Origin of the sequence: Rhizobium sp. BT04, assembly GCF_030053135.1 — a bacterium.
In the GTDB taxonomy this organism is placed as follows: Bacteria; Pseudomonadota; Alphaproteobacteria; order Rhizobiales; family Rhizobiaceae; genus Rhizobium; species Rhizobium binxianense.
Genome location: NZ_CP125651.1, coordinates 575210 through 594754, shown reverse-complemented (window position 1 = coordinate 594754; position 19545 = coordinate 575210). Strand labels below are relative to the sequence as shown.

At 58.0% G+C, this 19545-nt stretch carries 16 protein-coding genes; 3 read left to right on the top strand and 13 right to left on the bottom strand.

The window, feature by feature from the left end; genetic code table 11:
- Nucleotides 1-57: 57 nt before the first annotated feature.
- Together QMO82_RS08005 and QMO82_RS08000 are read left to right on the top strand one after the other, a co-directional pair.
- Nucleotides 58-1389, top strand: a complete 1332-nt coding sequence (locus QMO82_RS08005; RefSeq protein WP_246718386.1) for a polysaccharide biosynthesis/export family protein — start codon at nucleotides 58-60, stop codon at nucleotides 1387-1389.
- Between the two features lie 136 nt (nucleotides 1390-1525).
- The gene (locus QMO82_RS08000; protein ID WP_183609668.1) at nucleotides 1526-3034 is read left to right on the top strand and encodes an O-antigen translocase; all 1509 of its coding nucleotides are present in this window, start codon (nucleotides 1526-1528) and stop codon (nucleotides 3032-3034) included.
- 69 nt (nucleotides 3035-3103) lie between these two features.
- On the opposite strand, the gene QMO82_RS07995 is transcribed toward QMO82_RS08000, so the two are convergent.
- Genes QMO82_RS07995 through QMO82_RS07970 form a run of 6 tightly spaced genes read right to left on the bottom strand, consistent with a single transcriptional unit; the run spans nucleotide 3104 to nucleotide 8635 of the window.
- Nucleotides 3104-4321, bottom strand: coding sequence for a DegT/DnrJ/EryC1/StrS aminotransferase family protein (locus QMO82_RS07995; protein ID WP_183609669.1), 1218 nt, complete (start codon nucleotides 4319-4321; stop codon nucleotides 3104-3106).
- Nucleotides 4318-5289, bottom strand: a complete 972-nt coding sequence (locus QMO82_RS07990; protein WP_183609670.1) for an NAD-dependent epimerase/dehydratase family protein — start codon at nucleotides 5287-5289, stop codon at nucleotides 4318-4320. Before QMO82_RS07990 ends, QMO82_RS07995 begins: the two co-directional genes overlap by 4 nt.
- Nucleotides 5286-6005, bottom strand: a complete 720-nt coding sequence (locus QMO82_RS07985) for a DapH/DapD/GlmU-related protein (RefSeq protein ID WP_183609671.1) — start codon at nucleotides 6003-6005, stop codon at nucleotides 5286-5288. The genes QMO82_RS07990 and QMO82_RS07985 overlap by 4 nt, the downstream gene beginning before the upstream one ends.
- Nucleotides 5995-7098: a DegT/DnrJ/EryC1/StrS aminotransferase family protein gene (locus tag QMO82_RS07980; RefSeq protein WP_183609672.1), complete on the bottom strand. Its 1104-nt coding sequence runs from the start codon at nucleotides 7096-7098 to the stop codon at nucleotides 5995-5997. The genes QMO82_RS07985 and QMO82_RS07980 overlap by 11 nt, the downstream gene beginning before the upstream one ends.
- On the bottom strand, nucleotides 7095-8132 hold the full coding sequence (locus QMO82_RS07975; RefSeq protein WP_183609673.1) for a Gfo/Idh/MocA family protein: 1038 nt from the start codon (nucleotides 8130-8132) through the stop codon (nucleotides 7095-7097). Before QMO82_RS07975 ends, QMO82_RS07980 begins: the two co-directional genes overlap by 4 nt.
- A complete protein-coding gene (locus QMO82_RS07970) occupies nucleotides 8129-8635 on the bottom strand; it encodes an acyltransferase (RefSeq protein ID WP_183609674.1) in 507 nt (168 codons plus the stop codon). Before QMO82_RS07970 ends, QMO82_RS07975 begins: the two co-directional genes overlap by 4 nt.
- A gap of 565 nt (nucleotides 8636-9200) precedes the next feature.
- On the opposite strand from QMO82_RS07970, the gene QMO82_RS07965 reads away from it, so the two are divergent.
- A complete protein-coding gene (locus QMO82_RS07965; protein ID WP_183609877.1) occupies nucleotides 9201-9971 on the top strand; it encodes a response regulator transcription factor in 771 nt (256 codons plus the stop codon).
- 209 nt (nucleotides 9972-10180) lie between these two features.
- On the opposite strand, the gene QMO82_RS07960 is transcribed toward QMO82_RS07965, so the two are convergent.
- From QMO82_RS07960 to QMO82_RS07930, 7 genes are all read right to left on the bottom strand, one after another.
- Nucleotides 10181-12007, bottom strand: coding sequence for a glycosyltransferase (locus QMO82_RS07960; protein WP_183609675.1), 1827 nt, complete (start codon nucleotides 12005-12007; stop codon nucleotides 10181-10183).
- Nucleotides 12008-12011: 4 nt separating this feature from the next.
- A complete protein-coding gene (locus QMO82_RS07955; protein WP_183609676.1) occupies nucleotides 12012-13055 on the bottom strand; it encodes a UDP-glucuronic acid decarboxylase family protein in 1044 nt (347 codons plus the stop codon).
- Nucleotides 13056-13100: 45 nt separating this feature from the next.
- Nucleotides 13101-14621 carry a sugar transferase gene (locus QMO82_RS07950; protein ID WP_183609677.1) on the bottom strand — a complete coding sequence of 507 codons (1521 nt, stop codon included), beginning with the start codon at nucleotides 14619-14621 and terminating at the stop codon, nucleotides 13101-13103.
- 18 nt (nucleotides 14622-14639) lie between these two features.
- Nucleotides 14640-15494, bottom strand: a complete 855-nt coding sequence (locus tag QMO82_RS07945; RefSeq protein ID WP_183609878.1) for a WecB/TagA/CpsF family glycosyltransferase — start codon at nucleotides 15492-15494, stop codon at nucleotides 14640-14642.
- 238 nt (nucleotides 15495-15732) lie between these two features.
- Nucleotides 15733-15930 (bottom strand): hypothetical protein, encoded by a 198-nt coding sequence (locus QMO82_RS07940; RefSeq protein ID WP_183609678.1) that lies wholly within the window; start codon nucleotides 15928-15930, stop codon nucleotides 15733-15735.
- A gap of 47 nt (nucleotides 15931-15977) precedes the next feature.
- On the bottom strand, nucleotides 15978-18104 hold the full coding sequence (locus QMO82_RS07935; RefSeq protein ID WP_183609679.1) for a right-handed parallel beta-helix repeat-containing protein: 2127 nt from the start codon (nucleotides 18102-18104) through the stop codon (nucleotides 15978-15980).
- Nucleotides 18101-19420 carry an O-antigen ligase gene (locus QMO82_RS07930; RefSeq protein ID WP_183609879.1) on the bottom strand — a complete coding sequence of 440 codons (1320 nt, stop codon included), beginning with the start codon at nucleotides 19418-19420 and terminating at the stop codon, nucleotides 18101-18103. Before QMO82_RS07930 ends, QMO82_RS07935 begins: the two co-directional genes overlap by 4 nt.
- Nucleotides 19421-19545 lie beyond the last annotated feature (125 nt).

Genomic DNA, 19545 nt, shown 5'->3' with positions numbered 1-19545 from the left:
TCGAACAGCGTCAAGGCATTGGACCGGCATCCGTTCAAGGATGTTTGCAGGCGAGATATGTACATGAATTCATCGCACCGCACGCTCCACCTCTTCTTTCGTGCGACAGCTGTCATCGGAGCACTCGTCTTTCTTGCCGGAACTGTGCCGCCGGCTCTCGCCGACAGCGCGCCCCCGGCTCCACAAACCTTGGCTCCACAAACGAAGATCCGCCTGACGATCGTCCAATGGATGCAATCCAGGGGCCAATATGAACGATGGGATGCGCTTGGCGGCGAATACACGGTGTCGGATGACGGCACGGTCCTTTTGCCGTTTCTTGGAACCCTTTCCATCGGCAATCTAGATAACGCCGACCTCACAAACGAGATAGCCAAGCGTCTGCAGGAAAAAATCGGCTTGGTTCAGGCGCCGGCGGTCACCATCGAAATTCTCGAATACCCGCCGATCTACGTCGTGGGAGACGTCACCACGCCTGGGCAGTACAGTTTCCGCCCCGGACTTACCGTCCTGCAATCCCTGGCAATGAGCGGCGGACCGCGTCGCGCTAAAGAGGAGCAGCAAACGCATTCGATCCAGATCGTAGGGGAGTTGCGCGAAATCGATCACTCGATCCTGCGCAGCACTGCGAGGCTGGCGCGGCTGCAGGCGGAGATGGATGGAGCCGACGAGATTACCTTCGATCAGATGACCGGCGCCGATCAGAAATTTGCCGCCGGCATATACAATGAGGAGAGGATAATCTTTCGGGCTCGCGCCAATGCATTGGAGAGGCAGTCGAGGGCGTTCACGGAATTACGCGACCTCTTGACCACTGAGATATCGACGTTGGAAGAGAAACTGACGGGCGCCGACGACAATATCAAATCAGTCGAGGACCAACTGGTCAGCGTCAAGTCCCTGGTCCAGAAAGGCCTGACGATCTCGTCAAGGCAGATGGATTTGGAACGGTTGCTGACGACTTACCGCTCCGACAAGCTCGACCTTCTCACCGCCGTCATGCGCGGCCGGCAGGCGGTCAGCGAGACGACGCGGAACCTTGAGGGACTTTACGACGCACGCCGGAGCGAAGTGGCAACCGAAGCACAGTCCGAACGGGCAAGTCTCGATCAATTCAAGCTGAAGCGCGAAACACTACAGAAGCTGCTCATCGCAGACCTGGGGAGCAATGACGGCGTCAAGACCCTCGTCGAGGAACTCCCCCTTACCTTTAGCGTGACCCGTCGCAACGATGGACAAATCAATCAGTTCCAAGCCTCGGAAACGACGACGCTGGCACCGGGCGATGTGGTGAGAGTCGTTCAGCCGCACATTTTGGATAATACGCCTCAGGCCGACACAAGCCCATCTTTCGAGAACCAAGCGCTCGCAGATCGAGCCGGCCAGTGACCCGCGACGTGCGCGTGTTCTCAACAAAGTTGGAGCGGAGGTTCGAGCGCGATCGAGGCGCTCAGGCCGCCTGCCCCAAAGAAATCGCTCTTGAAATGGACCAGCCTGAATCTCACCTGGCAGCTAGGGTTGAGTGATGACCTTGCGCATGATCCCCCCCAGCGGTCAGACTTATACCCAAATCCTGAAATCGACGATGCTGATGGGCGGTTCCTCGCTGGTCAATGTCGCCCTGAGCATCATTCGCAACAAGGCGCTCGCCGTTCTTCTCGGTCCTGAAGGCGTGGGGCTTCTCGGCCTTTACGGGGCAATCCTCGATATCGCGCAAGCGATAGCTGGTCTGGGCGTGAGCAGCAGCGGTGTGCGCCGGGTCGCTGAGGCGGCGGGCGCCGGCGACGACGAGAAGATCGCCCGGTCGGCGACAGCGCTCAGACGCATCTCATTGGTGCTCGGGTTGCTTGGCGGGCTTTTGCTTGCGGCGCTGGCGTTTCCGGTCTCGAAATTCACCTTCGGCGACTACCAGCATGCCGGCGGCATTGTGCTGCTCTCCCTGGCCGTATTCTTCCGGCTTGTCGCTGCCGGACAGGCTGCGTTGATCCAGGGCTTGCGGGGCATTGCAAATCTTGCCCGCATCAATGTGCTTTCAGGGCTGTTCGGCACGATCGTCAGCATCCCGCTGATCTATCTGTTCGGCGAAGAGGCGATTGCACCCTCTCTCGTGGCGATCGCGGCCGTCTCGCTCCTTCCCACCTGGTGGTACAGCAAACAAATATCCACGCAGCCACCGGCGATGTCGGCGCGCCAGTTCGGCCGGGAAGCGACAGCTCTGTTCAGGCTCGGCGTCGCTTTCATGGCAAGCGGACTTCTGACCTTCGGCGCAGCCTATGCCATCCGCATTATCGTGCTGAATGAAGGGGGCGTCGTGGCGGCGGGATTGTATCAGGCAGCCTGGGCGCTTGGCGGCCTTTACGCCGGTTTCATCCTGCAGGCGATGGGGACGGACTTCTATCCGCGCTTGACTGCAATCGCCAACAACAATGCCGAGTGCAACCGGCTGGTCAATGAGCAGGCGGAAATCAGCATATTGCTGGCCGGCCCTGGTCTGATTGCCACGTTGACCCTGGCGCCACTCGTGATGAGTTTGTTCTATTCCGCGGAGTTTCATGGGGCTGTGGATCTTCTGCGCTGGATCTGTCTTGGGATGATGCTCAGGATCGTCGCCTGGCCGATGGGTTTCATCGTCCTGGCGAAGGGTGCGCAGACGATCTTCTTTTGGACGGAGGTCGCTGCGACGCTGGTGCATGTGGGGTTGGCGTGGCTCCTTGTATCAGAGTTCGGCACGCTAGGGGCCGGCATGGCGTTCTTCGGCCTCTACGTCTGGCATAGTATTCTGATTTACGTGATCGTGCGTCGGCTCACCGGCTTTCGCTGGTCGCCCGCCAATCGCAGGCACGCGCTTCTCTTCCTGCCTGCATCGGGTTTGGTCGTCTCGGCCTTTTTCCTCTTACCGGCATGGTCGGCGATGGTGATTGGCTGCCTCGCCGTGGTCGTGACCGGGCTTTACTCTCTGCGCATGCTGGTCGAACTGCTTCCACCGGAGTCCGTGCCGGCAATCGTCAGAGGATGGATCGCGAAATCCGCATAAAGGAAAGCGCGCATCAGATGATGCGCGCTTCGTGATCTCGTATCCATGCCGCAGTGTGCAGGCATCACTTCAGGCAGGTACGACGTCCTGCTCAGGCTGACGGACGACGCGCCCGGTGGTGGCCTCAGCAAGGGCTTGGCGCAATGTCTCGACGACCCTTACGATATCAGCCTCCGTCATCTGGGCATAAAGCGGCAGGATGATCGTGTGCTGCTGCGCAGATACGCTTCGCATCAGGCTCGTGGCAGCGCGGTGGGAGCTCTGAGCAGAATAGGCGCCCTCCAGATGAATGTTCATCACGCCACGCCGGGTCGAGATCCCCTGGTCGAGCAGGGTCTGCATGACGGCCCGCTGGTCGACGGTATCCGGCAATCTCACACAGAAGCTCTGCCAGTTGCTGCGCGCCCAGCCCGGCTCGGCCGGCAGAGAAAGCCCGGCAATCGTCGACAAACGTTCGCAATATTGCTCGGCAAGCAGCCTGCGCTGGGCGACCAGTTCCGGCAGTCGCCGCAACTGCTCGCGTCCGACGGCCGCCTGAAGATCGGTCATCCGGTAATTGTAACCCAATTCGTCATAGTCTTCGAAGATGACCTGTTTCGAGCCGTGGCGAACGGCATCGGTGACGCTCATGCCATGCTGGCGCCAGAGCCGGAACTTCCGGTCATATTCGGGATTGGCCGTGGTCAACATGCCGCCATCGCCCGTCGTGACGACTTTCCTGGGGTGGAAGGAGAAGCAGGCAATGTCGCCATGCGCTTTGCCGATCTTTTCCCAACGCCCGTCCCACAGGATTTCGCTTCCCGTCGCACAGGCCGCATCCTCGATAACCGGTATCCGATGGTGCTTGCCGATCTCCACGATGGCGCGGAGATCGCAAGGCATGCCGAGCTGATGCACGCAGAGAATAGCCTTGGTTCGAGGCGTGATTGCCCTTTCGATCAGGCCGGCGTCGATGTTGTAACCATCTTCCTCGATATCGACGAAAACGGGCACCGCATCGCAGTAGCGAACGGCATTCGCGGTTGCGATGAAAGAATGGCTGACCGTGACGACTTCATCACCGGCACTGACACCGACCGCCTTCAGGGCCAGATGCAACGCGGTCGTGCAGTTGGACATGGCGCAAGCATGCGCGGCGCCCACAAAGGCAGCGAATTCACGCTCGAACGCCGCGACCTCAGGCCCCTGCGTCACCCATCCCGACAAAATGACGCGGCGCGCAGCCTCAGCCTCTTCCTCCCCGAGGACGGGTTTGGCGACCGGAATTGTGGATTGAGATGAGCTCATGCCGCCTGCCCCCCCGCGTCGGTCTGCCCTTGCCACCAGGCAACGAGATCACGAAGCCCTTGCTCCATGGAGATCTCCGCCTTGAAGCCGAGGAGCCGTTCGGCCTTGCTGATATCGGCAAGACGACGGGTCACGCCGTTGACCGTGCGAGCCTCTTTGTGCTGCGGCTCCAGCGAGACACCCATGATGCTGCTCAGCATCTGCGCCAGTTGCAGCAGGCTTATTTCCTGGCCGCTTGCGACATTGAACACTTCATCCGTGACATCGCTTTTCGCGGCCAGAATATTTGCGCGGGCGATGTCGCGTGCATCGACGAAGTCCATCGTCTGGCTACCGTCCCCATAGATGAGCGGCGGCATCCCGGCCGCCAGACGTTCCATCCAGCGGATCAGCACTTCCGTATAGGCGCCGTAAACGTCCATTCGCGGCCCGTAGACGTTGAAATAACGCAATGCCACATAGCGTAGGCCATACATGTCAGCGAAGCTGCGAAGCAGCCCCTCGTTGAATGTCTTGGCCGCGCCGTAGATCGTCCTGTTGTTATAGGGATGATGCGCTTCGGTGGTCGGGAAGCTCTCGGCCAGACCCAGCACGGAGGCCGAGGAGGCCGCAACGACCTTCGATACGCCTGCCTTGACGGCGGCTTCGAGGACATTGAACGTGCCCTCGGCCAGAACATCGAAAGCCAGCCGTGGCTCTTCCGCGCATTGCGTGATGCGGATGGCCGCCTGATGAAAGACGATGTCGACGCCCTCGAAGGTTTTTGCGAGCAGTGCCCTGTCGCGAATATCTCCCTCGATGATGTTGACCGAGCCGCTGGCTATAGCAGTGCTGAGATTATCCCGGCGTCCGCGCACGAAATTGTCGAGGACGATGATCTCGCGCGGCTTTTCCAATGCGACGAGATCGGCGATATGCGAGCCGATCAGGCCGGCTCCGCCCGTTATAAGAACGCGTTGATTTTTCATGATTTTACTCCACGCGAAATGTCAAGCACAGGATCGGATTCCTTGCGCCAGCGTATGTGTTTCGCCGGCACACCCGCAGCAACCGAATAGGCCGCCACGTCGGAAACGACGATCGCTCCGGCTCCGATGATCGCCCCTTCCCCGATGGTCACGCCGGGAAGAATTGTCGCATTCGTTCCGATATCGGCCCCTGCGCCGATGCGAACCGGCTTGATTTCAAGATCCGTGCGAATGATCGGCACGTCCACCGGCAGCGCGGTGTGGGTTGAGCCCAGCACCTTGGCTCCAGGTCCCCAGCCAACGGAATCCCCGATTTCCAGGTCACGAGCGTCGAAATAGGCCATCGGGCCGATCCAGACATTGTTGCCGATCTTGCACGTGCCGTCGAAGCGTCCCTGGATATAGGCCTGGGCGCCGATGAACACACCATTGCCGATTTCGAATGTTTCCGGATGTTTGAAACCGGCACCGCCTGCAACCTGCAAGCCGGTGCCGCAGCTCCGCGCAATGGCTTGCCAGATGGCTTTCCGCATAAGGCTGTCGACAACACCGTCCCCGGTCGCGAAGCGGCCGTAGAGCTCGATCAGGCCGGCGCGCCCGTATGATTGCCGGAGTTCTTCGGCGAGCCCCGCCTGGTAGGCCGGATCTGCCGGCCGCTCATGGCGACCATGGACCGCCTGCACGACCCTGGCTTCCCCTCCACCACTAGCTGACATAGGCGTACTCCAGCGCGGCCGCCACCTGGTCGACGTGCCGCGAAGGCATCTCGGGATAGATCGGCAGCGAGAGAACCTCCCGCGCTGCGGCTTCCGAGACGGGGAAATCGCCGGCTTGATAACCAAGATCGGCATGCGCCTTCTGCAGATGAACGGGAATGGGATAGTGCAATCCCGAGGAAACACCTTCCGCGCTGAGCGCGCGCTGAAGCCCGTCGCGATCGCGGCTTCTGACGGCATAGACGTGATAGACGTGACGCCGGTCGACGACTTCGACAGGTATCTTCAAATGCGGCGATCCGCCGAGCAGCGACGAATAGCGACGGGCGTGATCGCGACGCGCCTCCGTCCAGGCTTCCAGATGCCGGAGCTTCACGCGCAGGATCGCGCCCTGAATGGCGTCCATGCGATAGTTGAAGCCCTTCAGCAGATGGTGATAGCGCTGTTCCTGACCCCAGTCGCGCAGCATGCGCATTGTCTTGGCCTGTTCGTCACTGTTCGTGACAACCAAGCCCCCCTCACCGCAGGCACCGAGATTTTTGCCCGGATAAAAGCTGAAACAGCCGGAGACGCCGATGCTGCCGGCCCTCCGGCCCTTGTATTGTGCCCCGTGAGCCTGACACGCGTCTTCGATGACGGGAATGCGGTAGTGATCGGCAATTGCCTTGATCGCACTCATATCCGCCATCTGACCGTAGAGATGGACGGGGATAATGGCCTTGGTCCGAGGCGTTATCTTTGCTTCGATCTCGGCCGGATCCATTGTGAGCGTCACGGGCTCGACATCGACGAACACCGGTCGTGCACCGGTGTAGCAGATCGCCGACACAGTTGCGACGAACGTGAATGGCACGGTGATGACTTCGTCACCGGGCCCGATGCCCGCGGCAAGGAGAGCCAGATGCAGGGCGCTCGTTCCGGTATTGACGGCTATTGCATGCTTGACGTTGCAATAGTCTGCGAATTCCTGCTCGAAACGCAGCACCTCCTCGCCCAGTACATATTGCCCCGACGCAAGAACGCCGAGCACGGCGGAGTCGATCTCGCCCTTGATGGATTGATATTGTGCCTTGATGTCGAGGAACGGGATCATGCAATGCGCCTCGCCTCTTCGAGCTCGATGATACGACCGCGCTGGGCGAGCGACCGGCTTGCGGCTTCAAGGGTGCGAACGACACGCAGCCCGGCGAGCCCGTCGGTAATGGGCCGCGAATTCTGCTCGATGCAGTCGACGAACTGATCCAGTTCGCGTTTCAACGCCTCGGTCATATCGAGCTTGGGCGCCCACATGTCGCCGCTGCGGTAGCCGACCATCATCTGATGCACCTTCTCGCCGTAGGCCTGAGAATTCGGGTTCAGCGTGATGCCCTTGTCATAGACCTTGATTTTTTCGCTGGGCTCCAGATCGTCGTAGACGACCATCTTGTTGCTGCCGCCGATCAGCGTGCGGCGCACCTTGACGGGCGCCAGCCAATTGACGTGGATGTGGGCGATGAGCTTGCTTTCGAAGAAGAGCGTCAGATAGGCGATGTTCTCCGGCTCGCCGAGCACATGGCTCATGCCCGTCGCCGAAACGGCCACCGGCCTTTCCTGCACGACATGGTCCAGGATAGAGAGATCATGCACCGCGAGGTCCCAGATGACGCTGACATCATGCTGGAAGAGCCCCAGATTGACCCGAACCGAGTCGTAGTAATACAAGTCGCCCAAGCCGCTTTCGACGAGTTCGTGCATCTTGCGGACGGCGCCGGTGTGGACGAAGGTGTGATCCACCGCCAGCACGAGGCGGCGGCGGGCGGCTTCCTCGACCATTCGCGAGGCTTCCTCCGTCGTCGATGCCATCGGCTTTTCGACAAAGACATGCTTTCCGGCCATCATCGCCTGCATTGCGAGCTTGAAGTGGGTGGAGACCGGCGTCGCGATGGCGATTGCATCCACTCTTGGATCGCGCAGAACTTCCTCGAAATTGTCGGTAATCGCTATTGCGGGATACCGGCTTTTAACAGCCGCCAACCGTTCGACATTGAGATCACAAACCGAAACGAGGTTTGCGCCGGCCGCTTCCGAGATGTTACGAACCAGGTTCGGCCCCCAATACCCATATCCAACAACTGCAATGCCGATCATCGCATTCCTCCCAACGCTTGCATGTTAACTGACCGGTCATGAACGCGACCGGTGATCCTCGCCGGAACGCCGGCAACAATGGCGCCGTCAGGCACATCCTTGGTTACAACAGCGCCGGCGCCGACTTGCGCGGCCTCTCCGATGGTGACGCCAGGCAGGATGGTGGCGTTGCTGCCGATCGACGCGTGGCGCTTGACCAGAGTGGGGATGACAACCCAGTCGGCTTCGGTCTGCAGGCTGCCGTCCGGATTGACGGCGCGCGGGTAGGTATCATTGGTGAACATCACCCCGTGGCCGATGAAAACGCCGTCTTCCAGCGTCACGCCTTCACAGAGAAAGGAATGGCTGGAAATCTTACAGTCTTTTCCGACGAGGACGTTTTTCTGGATTTCAACGAAGGTGCCGATGCGCGTTCCGGCGCCGATCGTGCAGCCGTAGAGATTCACGAGATCTCGATGGTGAATAACGCAGCCGTCATCCAGCTTGACGTTCGATGCAATCATCCAGCTCGCCCCCTGTTACTCAACAGGCCCTGATTTGGCTGAAACCGACAATCGCACGAAGGCGCCAAAGGTTTCATTTCACCAGAGCAAATATATCTTTCGCTTCCAAAAGAATTGTTTTCTCCATTTTAGTAAAGGAACAAAACGTTGAAGCTTATCCACCTAAAGGCGTAGCTGCTTACGATGATAGGATGATGATCGCACGCGAAAGTTTGTGACCATCGATCAGCAGCGGCGGCAGTCACGCGACAATCGATCCTGGCCCTCCCACATGGAAGAGGGGCATTGTTTACATGGTGTTAGCGAAATAAATTGAATATATATAGCAACGTCATATGTCGACGTACAAATGACTTAGACATAGATTGATCAGTTTTAAAAACTTATCAATTTACAGCGTTTCATGGAGCGTATGTGCTGGGGTAACCACTATTAATTAGTGTTACTGCCCCGGAACTGTGGTATTAAATTATCACTTTTGCTAGTTAAGCTCCCCTATTTGCAGAGGAGTTCGATGTTCGACTTTGAGGTAGTGCAAGAAAAATCGGCTTGGGAGGATGGGGCTTTGGATACAATAAACATAAACCACAGGCAGGAAAACGGATCTCTTCCCCTAGAGATCGAAAACGGTTCGACGGCGCTTGCCCGACCGTCAAGTTCAAAGCACACGATTGTCATTCTCGACAAGAGGGAACTTGATCGGCACTGTCTCGCGCAATGCATGGCCGCCCACACCGCGGATTTCCTGATTCTGGCGTTTGGATCGATTGAGGAGTGGAAGCAAAAGCGCGAAGAATATCCTCCGCTTTCCGCAATCGTCTTGAACGTCGGTGGGAAGATGGTCGACGAGCCTGCCGTTTCGGAACTGATCAAGAGCCTTTCGTCGGAATTCGTGTCGACACCGGTCATCATCTTGTCCGATAGTGACGATTTCGCCCAAATCGTGAGGGCGATCGACTACGGCGCCAAGGGTTACATACCGGCCAGCGTCAGCATCAGCGTCTGCATGGAACTGATCGCGCTATCGGTAGCAGGAGGACTTTTCGTGCCCGCAAGCGCCCTGTTCGCCATGCGTCACTTGCTGCAGTCGAGCAACTCGACAACGCACCCGCTGGCCGGGATTTTTACAGATCGCCAGGCCGAAGTCGTCGCGGCACTGCGGCGCGGAAAGGCGAACAAGATCATCGCCTATGAGCTCAATCTGCGAGAAAGCACCGTCAAGGTGCATGTTCGCAACATCATGAAAAAGGTCAAGGCAACCAACAGGACGGAGGTCGTGTTCAAGCTCAACGACCTTTTTCAGAACAATCTTCCGGGCGGTTTGGTGGCAAACTGACGGTGCTGTAACCGTCGGCGCTCATTACTTCAGATCTCGAAAACGCATTCTGCGCTAAATCCTCGGTGGCTGCACGGCAAATGCGCCACCGAGTCAGCGATGCGACGGACATAGAGACCTCGCGACGTGTCTTCAGCCTCACCCAGGAGCTTGCCATACACGCCTCTAAGCGAGGCTGTGCACGGTTGCCCGCAGTTCCTTGCTGATGCTCACACGGGGGGCCAGGAAAGCGCTGTTCGGATCCAGCGCATCGCGCCTCTTTGCGACTTGGGGACCAACGCTCGCACGAGATGCCGGAGATATCGGAACTCCGGCAGAGGCGGTACATTCGGCCGCAAGTTAGTCAGGCGCAGCTTCACCATCAGGCCATCGACGCCTGAATATAGTCGCAGGCGCCAACCAGCATCACCCTTGAAGTATGGCGCGGTTACTTTTGCGCTCGTCCCGCTTCCGCCAGCGGGAGCCTGACGAAGAACATTTGCAAGATCTGGCTGCTGACATCGCTCCAGGATATTGTCGAACCATGTAAGCCATTCGGAATCGCTTCGGTCGGGAACCTGGTGAATGCTTTTTCGTTCCCTGCCATACAGTCCCGCGACAACCCCACCCGAGCAGCCGAGTTGCGCGATGACGAGGCGCGCCCGCCTGAATTCCTCATGAGATAAGGATGGATAGAAATCCTGCAGCCTCCGCGCCCGCTCAAGCTGGCCTTTGCAGATCAAAGCGAGCAAGAAGTACGCCCACTCGACCGGATCCGGATCAACCGCCCCGTATTCGATCACGGTCACCTTGACCAGGTCCACCAGAAGGTCATAGGCGCGATCGGCATCGCCCTCCCGCAACGCACAGATGGCAAGGCGGAATTTAGCTTCGGGAAGGTAGGACACATAGTCCAGGCAGCGTGCGTAACAGTGCTTCGCCTCCCCCACCCTGTCCTGCTCGAGAAGCAAGTCGCCCTGATTCAGTAGAGCGCGATCGCTCGCTTTCCCCACGATATGGACGCTCTCGTGCTTTGCGACACGCTTGACCTTTGCAAGTTCGCCGAAAGGCCCTGATTGGATGATCTTTTCGCCGAATTGCAAGCCTTTGTTCAGCAAGAACCACTGATATATTTGCGGTCTATGGTTCACCGTATGACGCGAATGGATCAAACTGTGACCGGCTGTCGTGATCCGCTGTATTTCGTCGGGATGGGCAAAGAGGTAGTCCAGTCGCTCGACCACGTTGTGGCCGTCAACAAAGACGCAGTTCTCCATATCAACAAAGCCAGCGGCCTCCACTGCGGCCGTACGTTCCGTCACGAGACAGGCTTTCGCCCCGGGAATCTCGAAGTGCTTGCGTACGACCTCCCCGCCCATCGTGCCACAGGTGGGAACGACGAGGCTTGCGTTGAGCGCGCGCGCATAGGCCTCTCCAGATAGGAGCTGAGAGGCCAGCTTGCTTTCATAGGCGTGCTGCGGCGAGACCAGGCAGGGGTAACGGTCGCGGATCATCGGAAAGACCGTCTGTCGCCAGGGATAAAGACCATAGACTTGGCCGGTGAGCGTGACCGGGATGACCTTTTGCTGGCCATAGTCGTGGTAGACTTCCGGATCGATGAAATTGGGCCAGACGAACAGATTCTCCTTCACAGCCGGCATATATTCCGGAGTCATCGTGGCGATCGCGAAATATGTCTCGATGCCCCACTGCTCCATATCGGAGAGGAAGCCGGCGCGTCGATCGCACCATGGATCGGCGTTATGAAGGCCAAGCTTCGGGACGGCGACATGGGTATTGGTGTTGGTGATTTTTATCCGACGTGAGCCATGCGACCGATAACCGCTTTCAAACAGCGTCAGATCCGGCTCGTACCGGTCGCATATCTCAGCATAATCGCAGTCGCGGCTAATGATGACGACATCGAAATGCGTTGCGAGGCATTTGGCCTGCTGCTGCATGTGCAGCAGCAGGTAACCGGCCGCGTTCGCATTGGGTTGATGGTCCCATTGAAAAAAAACGAGCCGCGGTTTTCGATGATGAACGTTGCTATTCATGTCGCTATCGAGCGGCTTCCGGAGCAGTCAGTCCGAGGTTCGGAGCCGCCAGATGTGGATAAGTTTCTGGCGGGTTGCGGACGTCGAGCTTGTTCTTTACTCCGCCGGAAAGCTTCCACTCGAAATAGGCGATCGTTCTCTCAAGGCCCTCCCGAAGGTTCACCTTCGGCTGCCAGCCCAGTTGTTGCGTTGCGCGGCTGATGTCGGGCTTGCGCTGTGTCGGGTCGTCAACTGGTAGTGCCTTGAAGATGATGTCGGACTTCGATCCCGTCATTTCGACGACCATTTCCGCCAATTCACGGACCTGGAATTCTCCGGGGTTGCCGAGATTGATGGGGCCTGTCACGCCAGCCGGCGCCGCCATCAAGCGGATAAAGCCGTCGATCAGGTCATCCACGTAGCAAAATGACCGGGTTTGCCTGCCGTCGCCGAAAATGGTGATCGGCTCGTTTTGAAGCGCTTGAACGATGAAATTGGAGACGACACGGCCGTCATTGGTCTGCATGCGCGGTCCGTAGGTATTGAAGATCCGCGCCACCCGAATTTCCACGCCATATTGACGATGATAATCGAAAAACAGCGTCTCGGCGCAGCGCTTGCCTTCGTCGTAACATGCCCGCGGGCCTATGGGATTGACGCTGCCTCGATACTCCTCGGGTTGAGGGTGGACTGCCGGATCGCCATAAACTTCGCTCGTGGATGCCTGGAAGATCTTCGCCTTTGTGCGTTTTGCTAGGCCGAGCATATTGATGGCCCCGTGCACATTGGTCTTCACGGTCTGCACCGGGTCGTGCTGATAATGGACCGGAGATGCCGGGCAGGCGAGGTTGTAGATCTCGTCGACCTCCACATAAAGCGGGAAGGTGATGTCGTGGCGGAGTATCTCAAAGCGAGGATCGTCAAGAAGATGCAGCACATTGTCGCGCGAACCGGTGTAATAATTGTCCACGCAGAGGACGTCATTGCCCTCTCGCAAAAGCCTTTCGCACAGGAATGATCCCAGAAATCCGGTGCCGCCGGTAACCATAATCCGCTTGTATCCGTGCATTGGTGTGCTCCGTTGTTGATGATTGCCCACAGGACGAGGAACAGATCAGCAAGCTCCCTTGCCCTTTAAGACCGCAGGAATTGTGCTGAGAATGATGTGCAGGTCGAACCACAAGGACCGGTTGTCGATGTAGAACTCGTCGAGTTGCTGCTGCAGCTTGATATCCGCATTGCTTCGTTCGGATATTTGCCAGAGACCCGTCAGCCCCGGCGTGACGGACCGGCGCTTGTCTCGAAATTCGCCGTCCATCGCCGAAAGGTGATACTCTGGAAACGGGCGTGGTCCCACGAAGGCCATCTCGCCCGCAATGATGTTGGCCAATTGCGGAAGCTCGTCGATGCTCGAAGAGCGCAGCATATGTCCTACAACCGGAAGGATGCGCGGATCGTCCTTGAGCTTGAAGTGGCTCAACCACTCGGTGCGCACGGTCGGGTTGTCTCGGACCAGTGCTTCAAGGCGCTGTTCTGCATCCTGGTACATCGTCCTCAATTTCAGGACATGCACCGGCTTGCCGGACCGTCCCTCCCTGGCATGCCGAAAGAAGACGGGGCCTGGATCGATGGCATAGATCGCGGCCGCTGCAATCGCGATGAATGGCGCGACCACGATCGTTGCAGGGATGGCGATGGCGAGATTGAGGATCCGGCGAACCAGATCCGAGTTGAGCGAACTCCTATCGGTGACGAGGCGAATACCGATCTCTCCGCCGACATCCGCAGGTCGCAATCCGCTTACCTTGAGACTCGGCGTGTCGGACAGCAAAATGACTTCGGCGAACTTTCGACGCATCGCCGCCAAGTCGGGCACAAGCGAGCCCGTGTCGTTCGCAATCGTGTCGCCGGCAATCATGGCAATGGATGGCCCGCCATCGGGCAATGCCTCTAAGGTATCGGGGCAAAAGGACTCCGGCCTGATGCCATACTGCCAATGGTCCTTGAAATGTGCCATGAGAGCGGGAGTAAGATTGCGCGCCCCTATGATAACCGCGCGCTCCCCCCAGATTCCAAGTCTCCAGCACAGGGCTCGTGCAAGCCAATGCACAAACGGCTGAACAATCAGCCCGAGACTGAGGAACCCGATAACGGCAAGCAGCAGTCGTGCCCCCTCCGGTAGGATCATAGCTCCGAACGCTGTCAGGACAGTCACCTTGACGGCGGCTATAATGCGCCGCCTGAGATGTTCGTGGTCGTGCAGCCGATATCCGGGATAGAGGCCGGCCGATGCGTAAAGAACAATCTCAGCCAGTGCTGCGATCGTGAACGCACGCTCCACTGTCGTGCCCTCCGAACCATTGGCCGAACCACTGGAAAAAAGGGACAGGAGAGCAAAATAGGCAATCAAATAGCTGGCAATGTCGCCGGCGACCAAGACGGACGACGTTGCAAGCCGAGGAAGCCGGCGCCGCAGTGCGAGGGGCATATTCAGCCCTGCCCGTATAAAGGGATCGGCGATCTTCGTTGTTATGGGTGGCAGGGAGCCTGCCGGAATCGCCCGCGACGTCACGTTATTTGATGTGGATGCCTTCGACCGACCCGGTTTCATCGCTGACGGCGCAAGGAACGACATGCTGCTTTTACTCCTCTACTACATTTGTCCCGACGCACCCGATCCGGAAACGGCGTCGTCGATCGGAAACTTCCGAAGCCCCAGTCTCTGGAATGCTGTCAATGAGATGAAGGTCGGCACCACGAGCGCATAGCGCCGCCACAGCCGTCGCGGCTCGCACAAAAGACGAAACGCCCATTCGAAACCGCTTCTTTGAATGATCCTCGGAGCCTGTCGCTTGAGTCCGGCGTGGAAATCGAATGCGGCTCCGACGCCGATGAGCATCGATGCTTCCAGACGATCGCGCATGCGCGCCATCCAGAGCTCCTGCTTGGGACTGCTCAGCCCGACCCAGATGATATCGGCGCCCGACCGATTGAGCCGGTCAGCAATATCCATTTCCTCCTGCGTCGACAGATTGCGAAAAGGCGGTGCATAGGAGCCGACTATCTCAGCTTCCGGGAATCTTGCGAGAAGGCGCGCCTGCAACTGCTCCAGCGTCTCGGCGGTTGCGCCGTAAAGGAAGTGGCGCAAGCCTTTGGATCTGCCGGCCTCGAAAACAGATAACATCAGGTCAGGCCCGTAGACCCTGTCGCTCTCCGAATGGCCGGCCCGCTTCAACGCCCATACCAGCGGCATGCCGTCGGGGGTTACGAGGAACGCCCGGTTATGGATCGATCGGAGCTCGGGATCATCTTGACACCGGACGACGCCGTGTGCGTCGCGAACGCACACATATTCCTTCCTGCCGTCTTCGATCGCTTTTTGAATAAATCCAGTCGCGCTTTTGAGATTGACCGCCGAAACGCGGACACCAAGGACATTCGTCCATTCCAAGGCGCCCTTTGGATGAAGAACTGAAGCTTGGCTGCTGCCTGCTGGTTGTTTTCTCATGACCTGCGCTTTCGCGACCGAAACTGTCATCAGAATATCCCGGCAGGCCGATTGCCTCCATACTTGCTGCTCCAGCTATTGGACGTAGAAGAGACTTCATGTTTACGTCTTACGCCGGGATGACGTACAATAATCGAAGTAAGTCTATGTACCCCACCGCTTACCCTGTTGCTCTATTTGATAACCATTGTCCCGAAAGAGCGGTCTGACTCGCGCGACTGAAGCCGGGGAGGCATGGTCAACCCAACAGGGGAGATGAAGGCTCCGGCTGGCGAGCCTCAGAGATGCCCGACAGAACCAAGCGGGCGATGCCATCATCTTTGATGAGGTTTTCGCTTCGAAATCGGGTCGCCACGCTCATCTCGTCACCGTTCTGGTCTGCGGTGGTTGCCGGCAGCGCGTGCCCGCCATGATTAGAGGGGTTATAGGTCGCCATAGCTGCGGACTTTATCGCCGCAGCACTGCTCGTCGCGGCGCCTTTTGTTACTCGGCCGGCACGACTACGCTTCCGGTGTCCCCCCCAGCCTTCTGAAGATCCAGCAGACTGCCAAATTCTCCTGAACGCATGATTCCCGGAGATATTCGGAAGCTCTTGTCGTTCAAATTGCCGATGTAGCGGTTATGCGCGAACTGTACGTATCCAGGCCCGTGGTCTGGAGCGTAGACATAAGCTGCAAGCCCACCGCTGCTGTCGATCGACACGGTATTGCCCTCGATGCGATTGGGGCTCGCCCATGGCGGACGCCAACCCCTGCCGGTGCTGTCATCAACGCGAAAAGCCGCGCCCGATCCGCCTGTGATGACGTTTCCCACCACCAGGTTGCTCCAACCGCCATTGATACCGATCGCCGTGACGTTGCCCGAGAGTGTATTTCCCTCAATCCGCAGCCCGCTCGCCTTCCCATCCGTATAGATCGCCCAACTGATGGGAGACGGCCATTCGCTGGTATTCTCATATCCGGGAGGCCAGAACGTCCCATCGGCCCTGTTCATCAGATGACCGGTCCCGGTGACGAGATTGGAGCGGATAATGCTGTTCAGAGGGTTGCCCTGCTCACCCATCATCTTGATGGCGCCGCCATCTGCCGTCTGCTGATTGGCGTTATGGATCACGTTGTGCTCGATAATAGCGTTATAGACGGCGTCGTTGGAACCCCACAGCGAACCGCCGGTAATCCCAAACTGTGCCGTGTTTTCGATCAGGTTGTCGGCGATCCTGACATTGTCAGCCGCCTGGAACCAAATTCCGGCAGTTTCAATGTAAACCTTTCCGATGTCATGGAGATGGTTTGAAAGGATCCTTGCGCCGTTCGATTTACCGAACGTGCCATAATTCGTGCCGACGTAGATCCCATTGCCAGCCACATCCGCAATCACATTGCCGACAATCAAGGCATCCTTGCTTTCCGTCACATGGACCCCGACGCCGACATTGTCGATACTGTTGCCGACAATCTTGACGCCAGCGGCATGTTCGATCCGTATCGCGCCAAATCCTCTGGTCTCCGTATAGAACTTGCCGCTGCCGTCAGGAGCTCCATCTCTAAACTCGAGCCCTGATACGACCATCCCATTGGCCCCATCCAACTTGAAGAATGTCGGCAGAGTGCCGGCAACGACTACGGAATCGGGTAGCGACTGATCGACAGGGATGTAATGAAGCTCGCCCGCGGCAAGGTCGTACCACCACTCGCCGGGAGCATCGAGCAAGGCCTTGGCTCCGGTCAGGAAATAGCGGCTGCCTTCTGCGGTAAAGAAATAGCCGGTGCCTTTCGTATTGACAGTCCGGTGGGCGGCATCGATGGATACAACTGGGAGCGTATCATTGCCCCACTGGCTTCCGGGTTGATACCCTCCAACGATATCCACGCCCAGTCCACTTGTATCGCCCATTGCCGGAAGATCGCCGGCGTGGAAACAAAAGCGCGTGTTTCCTTCCCTCATGTCGATGGCAGGATTGCACTTTGCGGCAAACAACCAACCCTTGCGTGGATCGCCATCAGCGGGAGCGTTGGGGAATCGAGCTCGAGTTTGGCGTATCCCATTGACGAAGAGGTCACCGACCCCTTCATCCGGTGGCAATTTCAGCGGCGCCGTCCAGCGGCCATCGGCCTGCTGTCCCCAGTCGCGCACGCGCGGGCCCCCATGCAAAATCGGTGCTTCATTGCATCTTGCCGTGAGGATCAAACCCGCATCGCGGGCGTCAAAGACGATCGGCTGAGTAAGGTAGTAATCGCCTTTACCCAACGCGATCGTGTTGGTGCCGCCCTTCTCGCGGGCAGCATCACGAGCTCTTTCAATGCTGGCGAAAGGGCCATCGCCCCCCTGCTGGTCTGCGATGGGAAGGCGGCCACTCCAGCTGTCTTTGCCATCGGGAGAAACGTAAAATATCGTCCCCGCCGCAGTGCTGCCGCTCAATACGCCGCTTAGAGAAGTCCCATTCAACTTGGCTGACGAAGTCGCGGAAGCTTCCGCGCAAGTCGCCTCCCTGACAAGCGTCTGAAGGCGCTCGGGCGCATCTATCTCTGTCCCGACCGGAGCCGGATTGCCGGACCGCGGAAAGAGCATGACAGGCAAAACGCTCAGGATCAGTGCAAAACGCCGCCTCATGATATCTGCAACCCGCTCGCAAGGCCACGCGGGGGCGCCTGCCAAGATGGCGAATGGCTGGTCGAAACCACGGGTGCGTACAGCGAAAACATGATGATGGCTGCGGTAAAGAGGATGAAGATGGCGTCATTCTGAGCGAAAAAAATACTTTCGGTCAGATTCATCACCAGAATCATAATTGTAAGGACATTGAGCCAGAGCCACCCGTACTGCGTATCGTGACAGTGAAGGCTCGCGCCCTGGCGGATTGCATGGAGAAGCAGCAGAACAAACGGAATCATTCCCATTATTCCAAAGCTCAACAAGATATCGCGGAATCCATTATGCGCGTGGGGCGCCTCCCATCCTATCGTTAACCAGATGTGCGTCGCTTCGGGGTTCGCGACTGTCCAAAAAGCCTGGTAACCATAGCCAAGCATCCAACGATTGGATATTTCGCGATCAACCAGCTCCCACAGCGGCACCCGACCCGTCAAAGTCGCGTCCTTGCCGAGCGCTTCAAGGGCCGGAACCAGGAACTCGTGAAGCGAAATCAGAATGCCGAGAGACAACTGAATGAAAAGCAGGACGATGACGATGCGGCCAATGCTGCTGCTTCTTTGCAGGACGGAATAAAAGCCGATCAGGCAATACGCCACTGACGTTGCAATGATCGCGGTCATCGATCCGGAGCTTGCAAGGCAAATCACACCCGCGGCCAATACGATGAACGCGGTTCGCCGCAGGCCGAGCGTCCCGTCTATCAGCACGGCCGTCGCGACCAGGATCGTCAGAGCTGCATACCAGCCCAGGACGTTCTTGTGAATGAAGACGCCCCGCATAGCACCATCCGGCATACTGGCGAGGCTTGGTGACACCACGGAGACAACCACACTGAGGACGCTACAAGTTCCCAGGGTCACAAATAACAGGAACAGCAGCTGCCTTGGCGTGAACCGTATCGCCAGGACGTAGGAAAGAAGTATGCAAAACAAAAGGGCGATTGCGCGCCTCAAGCTCGTGGGAGGTGCTATTGACCACAGCGTGGACAAAAACGGCAAGACAAGGATCAGGGGAACAATCAGATTTCGCCTGAGCGCCGTTAGAAATTGCGGAAAATTGCGGATCAGGATCACGATTGTAAAGGCATACACAGGAAAGCAAGGGAGACGCAGTATGGATTTCGCGGATTCGCTCAGCGCTCCGTCCGCATCTGACAGGATGAGTGGCAGAAAGGCGCCTGCCTGAAGAAAAATGGATATGCCGGCGCCCCAGCACTCGATGACCCGCCAACTGATGGTTGGTCCGCTGGCGGTTCTGAGGCTATCTACTTTCATTTTCCGTCCCGACTGACTTGAACAGAGGCGGCTGCTGATCGCGGCAATAAAAAAGCTGCCGGCCTTCGTGGCTGCGCTGCTCTCAAGCAATCATCCGGCTACATCCGCAGTCAATCTGTCCTAGT